Raw genomic sequence first — 6,932 nt, 5'->3', positions numbered from 1 at the left:
CCGCTTCAACCTTAGCGAACAAGTGCGCATCGACGAATGGGCCTTTTTTCAGAGAACGAGGCATTGTCAGATTCCTTTACTTGTTACTTAACGCGACGGTCGCGAATGATCATCTTAGTCGTACGCTTGTTGGTACGTGTCTTGTACCCTTTAGCTTTTTGACCCCATGGACTTACAGGTTGAATACCTTTGTTACGTCCTTCACCACCACCATGTGGATGGTCAACTGGGTTCATCGCCATACCGCGAACAGTAGGACGAACGCCACGCCAGCGTGATGCACCTGCTTTACCAAGTGAACGAAGGTTGCTTTCTGAGTTAGAAACTTCGCCTAACACAGCACGGCATTCAACGTGTACTTTACGCATTTCGCCTGAACGAAGGCGAATGATTGCGTAAGAACCGTCACGACCCAACAATTGAGCAGAAGTACCAGCAGAACGCACTAATTGCGCGCCTTTACCGATTTTAAGCTCGATGTTGTGAAGAGTAGAACCGATCGGCATGTTGCGAAGCGGCAAGCAGTTACCTGGACGAATTGGAGCATCGTTGCCAGACTGAACTGCATCACCAGCGCGAAGGCCTTTAGGTGCAATAATATAGCGACGTTCACCGTCAGCATATTTCAACAAAGCAATATGCGAAGTACGGTTAGGATCGTATTCAATACGTTCAACTACAGCTGGGATGCCGTCTTTGTTACGTTTGAAGTCAACGATACGGTAGTGCTGTTTATGGCCACCACCAACGTGACGAGTCGTAATGTGACCATTGTTGTTACGGCCGCCAGTACGTTTTTTAGCTTCAACCAACGGTGCATAAGGAGCGCCTTTGTGAAGATGGTCGTGAACGACTTTCTCTACAAAGCGGCGGCCCGGAGACGTTGGCTTACATTTTTGAATAGGCATAATTTCCGTCCTTATTCCGCTGCGTTTTCAGCGGTATCGCCCAAGTCAGCCATTTCAACATCTTGGCCGGCTTTCAGGGTGACGTATGCTTTTTTAACATCAGAACGGCGTCCTAATGTTTTACCAAAGCGCTTAGTCTTACCTTTAGTGATCGTAGTGTTAACTTTAACAACTTGAACACCAAACAGCTGCTCTACTGCTTTTTTGATTTCAAGCTTGTTTGCATCAAGTGCAACTTTGAATACTTGAACACCAGCAGCTTCGCCTAAAACTTGTGCTTTTTCTGAGAATACAGGTCCTTGCAGGACTTGATAGATACGTTCGTTGTTCATCCGAGTTCTACCTCAATTTTCTTAGCAGCAGCAACAGACATTACAACTTTATCGAACGCGATCAAGCTAACAGGATCGATTGCAGCAGCATCAACCACATCTACATGCGGAAGGTTGCGGGCAGCAAGATACAGATTCTCATCAACAGCATCAGTAACGATCAATGCGCGAGTTGCATTCAAGTCGTTAAGTTTTGCAAGCAAATCTTTAGTTTTTGGAGCTGCAACAGCAAACTCTTCAACTAAAACAAGGCGGTCTTGACGAACAAGTTCAGCCAGGATGCATTGCATAGCACCGCGGTACATTTTACGGTTAACTTTTTGAGACCAGTCTTGTGGACGAGCAGCAAAAGTTTTACCGCCGCCAACCCAGATTGGGCTACGAATAGAACCAGCACGTGCGCGGCCAGTACCTTTTTGACGGAAAGGCTTTTTGCCGCCACCAGATACGTCTGCACGAGATTTTTGAGCTTTAGAACCTTGACGGCCGCCAGCTAAATAAGCTGTAACAACTTGGTGTACAAGAGCTTCATTAAACTCACGTCCGAAAGCAACTTCAGACAATTCAACAGCAGAGCCGGAAACAGTATTTAAATTCACGTTATTTCCCCTCAGGCCTTGATCGTAGGACGAACAGTTACGTCGCCGCCAGTAGCACCAGGAATCGCACCTTTAACAACAAGAACTGAACGTTCTGTGTCGATAGATACAATTTCAAGACCTTGAACAGTTACACGTTCTGCACCTAAGTGACCAGGCATTTTTTTGCCTTTGAACACGCGGCCTGGAGTCTGGTTTTGACCAGTAGAACCAATTACGCGGTGAGAAACAGAGTTACCGTGAGTAGCATCTTGAGTACGGAAATTCCAACGCTTAACGCCGCCTTGGAAACCTTTACCTTTAGACTGACCAGTTACGTCAACGATTTGACCCACTGTGAACAAGTCAACACCAATTGAAGCGCCAACTTCACGACCTTCAAGATCAGCTTCTGCAACGCGGAATTCCTGAACTAAACGGCCAGCAGCAACACCAGCTTTCGCAAAGTGGCCTTTTTGAGCGTTAGTTACGCGAGATTCGCGACGTTCACCAGTAGTGATTTGAATCGCTTGATAACCATCAGTTTCAAGCGTTTTGATTTGAGTGATGCGGTTAGGATCAACCTCAATCACTGTTACAGGCACAGAAACACCAGCATCTGTAAAGATACGTGTCATACCGCACTTGCGACCGACTAAACCAATAGCCATGTGCATAAACCTCTAAAAAAGCGGCTTAATTAACCTAGAGTGTTAATTAACCGAAAGCCTTAACCCAATGCGATCTGAACATCAACACCAGCTGCAAGATCCAACTTCATCAATGCATCAACAGTTTTATCTGTAGGTTGAACAATGTCGATCAAACGTTTGTAAGTGCGGATCTCGTATTGGTCACGCGCATCTTTGTTAACGTGTGGTGATGTTAAAACGTTGAAACGTTCGATGCGAGTAGGCATCGGGATAGGACCGCAAACTTGCGCGCCAGTACGTTTTGCTGTTTCTACGATCTCTTGAGAAGATTGATCAATTAAACGGTGATCAAAAGACTTAAGACGGATACGAATTCTCTGGTTAGACATACCAGTTAACTCCAAGCCAAATATATAAAGAATCACCCTTGACGCATCTCACCCCACTATGTAAGGCAAGTGTCAAGAGCAGTGAATTATCACTAAGGTCACGATCGATGCCGCGACTGTCACGATGTTAACTGCTTTATTCGCAGCCAACCCCCTTTCATTAAAGGGTCGCTCATTATAGCCATTGTTTAATGCATAAGCAAACGCCTTTTCCTTTTTTTACATTATTTTAGAAATATCTCAGCAGATCAATTGATTGCATTTTAATCAGGAGGCGGTTTTCTGCAAAACGTAGCCAATTGCCCGATTTAACAGCTGATTTCCCTGAATAAATTTATCTTCCGGCGCGCTTTTCAATTCCGCTTCGCGCGCTGCATCATAGCCCGGGAATAAAGCCAGTTCTTCCTCATCTTCCAGAAAAAGCGCCAGGCTGTGCGGAGTGATTTCCGGATGGAATTGAAAGCCGAGGACATTAGTGCCGATTTGATACATTTGATTGCGGCAGGCGGCATTTTCCGCCAAATGCACCGCCCCTTTCGGAATGTCAAAGGTTTCCGAATGCCACTGCATGACATTGAACTGCTCCGGCAGCTCAAAGCAGCCTTGCGGCACATAAGGCAGCTTGCGCACAGCTGTCCAGCCCAGCTCCTGCACGGCATTTCTGCTGACGGCCGCGCCTAAGGCATTGGCGATCAGCTGCCCGCCCAGACACAGGCCGATCGCCGGCTTGCCCAGCGCCAGATAGCGCCGGATCCAGCGCTTTTCAATTTTCAGCCAAGGGAAGTTAGCCTCATCATTCACACTCATGGTGCCGCCCATAATCATCAGCAGATCAACATCTTCCACATGCGGCAGCGCTTCGATATCCAGCGGCAGATCTGCAGGCAAGGCAAAAAATTCTGTTGCCGTGATCTGCGCATTCATTGCTTTTAAATACGCATGGCAGCTTCCGAACCCCTCGCCTGCGATATGCTGAAAATAATGTACCTTTAAATGCGGCTTCATGCGCCATACCTATTGTTGCGGCCCTAGGCATATCTTGCAAAATTGAAGCCAACTTCAGCTTTTATTCACACAGTTTTAACAATTCATGCAATTTGCGGTGAATTGTGGCGAAATTCGGCTCAATCACTTAATCTGCATTGAAGATTCAACTCATTTTAGAGCTTTGCTGTGAAAAAAAATTCCCAAACTGCATTAATCCATGCACCGCGAAAAGCCCCTCAATACATTTCAACGGTTCAGCCTCCCTTATTTCGTGCATCAACGATTATTTTTGACAATACCGATGCCCTCTTCAACCGCCACTGGACCGACCGCTACGATTACAGTTACGGCACGCACGGCACGCCGACCACTTTTACCTTGGGCGACAATATTGCCCAAATTGAAGGCGGCACCTACAGCCTGCTTGCGCCCAGCGGCCTGTCAGCCATCAATCTAGTGAATTCATGCTTTTTAAGCCAAGGCGATGAAGTCTGGGTAGCGGACAATATCTACGGCCCAAACATGGAGCATTTGCGCAATTTGCAAAAGCGCTACGGCATTCACGTCAAAGTCTATAACCCGATTGATGCATCCACTTTCCAGCCTACCGATAAAGCTAAATTGATTTGGCTGGAGGCTGCCGGATCAGTCACGCTGGAGTTTCCAGATTTAACCAGCTTGGTTCAAAAAGCCCAAGCGCATCATATGCTGACTGCACTGGATAATACTTGGGGTGCCGGATTGGCCTTTAATGCCTTTGACTTTGGCGCAGCGCATTTAAGTGTCGACATTACCGTACATGCCCTGACCAAATATCCTAGCGGCGGCGGCGACATTTTAATGGGTTCGGTGGTGACCCGGGATGAGACGCTGCATCATCAATTGTTCCGCATGCATGCCATTCAAGGCATTAGCATTTCCGGCGATGATGCGGCGCAAGTGCAGCGCAGCTTAGCGTCAATGCAAATCCGTTATGAACATCAGTCTCAGAGCGCCCTGCAGCTGCTGGAATGGCTGAAGCAGCAGCCTGAATTTTCTCAAGTGCTGCATCCTGCCGATGAAGCCTCTGCCGGTCATCAACACTGGAAAGAGATTTGCACACAACAACACAGTGCAGGTCTAGTCAGTGTGATATTTGACCCTCAATATAACTTACAAGATATTCGTACCTTTTGTGATGCACTAAAGCTATTTAAACTCGGTTTTAGCTGGGGTGGTCCTGTCAGCTTAGTCATGTTATATAACTTAAAAGATATGCGCGCGCTGGAACATTCACATCTCAAAGCAGGACTTTTGGTTCGATTCTGCATTGGACTTGAGCACCCTGCTGACTTAATACAAGATATAGAAAACGCATTACAACATTTAAATAAACCACAACTCGAATAATTACAGGACAAGCCATGGGCACACCAATTGTTATTGCGAAGAAAACCCAAGACACCACACAGGATGTGGTTTTACATTCTCAATTTGCCAACCGTCATGGCTTAATAGCTGGCGCGACAGGCACGGGCAAAACCGTGACCTTAAAAGTTTTGGCAGAAAATTTTTCACGCATCGGTGTGCCGGTATTTTTAGCTGATGCCAAAGGCGATGTCTCTAGCCTCGCCAAAGCCGGCGCAAGCAATGCTAAATTTGATGCGCGTATACAGAGTTTAAATATTGCTGCCGTGCCTTTTGCAGCCTCTCCAGTGGTGTTTTGGGATTTATTCGGCCAGCAGGGCCATCCGATCCGCACCACTATTTCTGAAATCGGCCCGCTGCTGCTGGCGCAGATGCTGAATCTGAACGATACGCAAGAAGGCGTGTTATCTGCCGTGTTCCGCATTGCCGATGATCAAGGGCTGCTGCTGATTGACTTTAAAGACCTTAAAGCCATGATCAGCTATGTATCTGAGCATGCCTCGGAGTTCAAAGCAGAATATGGCAATTTGTCGCCTGCCAGCCTGGGCGCGATTCAGCGCAATCTGCTGGCGCTGGCTGATCAGGGCGGAGACAAGTTTTTTGGCGAACCCGCCTTAGACATCATGGATTTCATTCAAACCGATGCCGAGGGCCGCGGCAATATCAACCTGCTGGCAGCGGATAAGCTGATGAACACGCCCAAGCTGTATGCCACGTTCTTGCTGTGGATGCTGTCGGAGCTGTTCGAACAGCTGCCGGAAGTCGGCGATATGGATAAGCCCAAGCTGGTGTTTTTCTTCGATGAAGCGCATCTGCTGTTTGATAATGCCAGCCCTGCGCTGCAGGAGAAAATTGAACAAGTGGTGCGCCTGATCCGCTCGAAAGGTGTGGGCATTTATTTTGTCACGCAAAACCCGCTGGATTTGCCGGAAAGCGTTTTAGGGCAGCTGGGCAACCGCGTACAGCACGCGCTGCGCGCCTTCACCCCGAAAGATCAGAAAGCGGTGAAAACCGCCGCAGACACCTTCCGCGCCAATCCTGAATTCAAGGTTGATCAGGCCATTACCGAACTCGGCGTCGGAGAAGCGCTGATCAGCTGCCTCGATGAGCAAGGCACGCCGCAAATCGTCGAGCGCGGCTGGGTCATGCCGCCCTACTCCTCATTCAGCCCTATCAGTCTGGAAGAACGCAAGGCATTGATGGCGCAAAGCATTGTGAACGGCGTTTATGACCATGAAGCCGACCGCGAAAGCGCTTTTGAACGGCTGCAGCAAAAAGTCGCTGACCGCCAGCAGCAGGCCGCACAAGCTGAACAGGAAAAAGTGCAGGCCAAAGAACAGGACGCGCTGGCCAAGCAGCAAGCCAAAGAGCAGGCGGCATTCGAAAAGCAGCAGGCGCGTGAACAGGAGCGCATCGCCCGCGAACAGCAAAAAGAAGCCGAGCGCGCCGCCAAGCAGCGTGAAAAGCTGATTAACGATACGGTCGGCACCTTTGCCAAAAGCGCGGCCCGCAGTTTGGGCGGTTCAACTGGGCAGAAAATTGTCCGCGGACTCCTGGGTTCCCTCTTCGGCAAGAAATAATCTAAAAGCCCAATTAAAAAGTGGAAAATTATGGAATATTTTTATATTCCATAATTTTTTTATGGTTTTTGCTAAAACATGTATTGCGTATGCATTTT

Annotated in this window: 8 protein-coding genes and 1 pseudogene; 2 read left to right on the top strand and 7 right to left on the bottom strand. The window is 48.1% G+C overall.

Annotated features, from left to right (window positions below; all coding sequences use genetic code 11):
* The 7 genes and pseudogenes from ACE3T3_RS09930 to ACE3T3_RS09900 all read right to left on the bottom strand — a co-directional run.
* Positions 1–64: pseudogene (locus ACE3T3_RS09930) on the bottom strand (30S ribosomal protein S19); the annotation flags it as partial.
* A gap of 19 nt (positions 65–83) precedes the next feature.
* Positions 84–908, bottom strand: a complete 825-nt coding sequence (gene rplB, locus ACE3T3_RS09925; RefSeq protein ID WP_374666450.1) for a 50S ribosomal protein L2 — start codon at positions 906–908, stop codon at positions 84–86.
* An 11-nt stretch (positions 909–919) separates the two neighbouring features.
* Entirely contained in the window at positions 920–1,240 is a 321-nt protein-coding gene (rplW, locus tag ACE3T3_RS09920) for a 50S ribosomal protein L23 (RefSeq protein WP_086213054.1), read from the bottom strand.
* On the bottom strand, positions 1,237–1,839 hold the full coding sequence (gene rplD, locus ACE3T3_RS09915; RefSeq protein ID WP_374666448.1) for a 50S ribosomal protein L4: 603 nt from the start codon (positions 1,837–1,839) through the stop codon (positions 1,237–1,239). The genes rplW and rplD overlap by 4 nt, the downstream gene beginning before the upstream one ends.
* Positions 1,840–1,850: 11 nt before the next feature.
* Positions 1,851–2,489: a 50S ribosomal protein L3 gene (gene rplC / locus ACE3T3_RS09910; RefSeq protein ID WP_374666454.1), complete on the bottom strand. Its 639-nt coding sequence runs from the start codon at positions 2,487–2,489 to the stop codon at positions 1,851–1,853.
* Between the two features lie 59 nt (positions 2,490–2,548).
* A complete protein-coding gene (gene rpsJ / locus ACE3T3_RS09905) occupies positions 2,549–2,860 on the bottom strand; it encodes a 30S ribosomal protein S10 (RefSeq protein WP_004725677.1) in 312 nt (103 codons plus the stop codon).
* Between the two features lie 267 nt (positions 2,861–3,127).
* Positions 3,128–3,865 (bottom strand): type 1 glutamine amidotransferase, encoded by a 738-nt coding sequence (locus ACE3T3_RS09900; RefSeq protein ID WP_374666446.1) that lies wholly within the window; start codon positions 3,863–3,865, stop codon positions 3,128–3,130.
* A 168-nt stretch (positions 3,866–4,033) separates the two neighbouring features.
* Here ACE3T3_RS09900 and ACE3T3_RS09895 point away from each other — a divergent pair, with 168 nt between their 5' ends.
* Both ACE3T3_RS09895 and ACE3T3_RS09890 read left to right on the top strand, forming a co-directional pair.
* Positions 4,034–5,236, top strand: a complete 1,203-nt coding sequence (locus ACE3T3_RS09895) for a PLP-dependent transferase (RefSeq protein ID WP_374666444.1) — start codon at positions 4,034–4,036, stop codon at positions 5,234–5,236.
* A gap of 14 nt (positions 5,237–5,250) precedes the next feature.
* Positions 5,251–6,834, top strand: coding sequence for a helicase HerA-like domain-containing protein (locus ACE3T3_RS09890; protein ID WP_374666442.1), 1,584 nt, complete (start codon positions 5,251–5,253; stop codon positions 6,832–6,834).
* Positions 6,835–6,932: the final 98 nt, after the last annotated feature.

It is taken from the genome of Acinetobacter sp. (assembly GCF_041919735.1).
In the GTDB taxonomy this organism is placed as follows: domain Bacteria; phylum Pseudomonadota; class Gammaproteobacteria; order Pseudomonadales; family Moraxellaceae; genus Acinetobacter.
The sequence above is the reverse complement of the archived record's forward strand: the minus strand, read 5'-3'. Positions and strand labels throughout refer to the sequence as shown.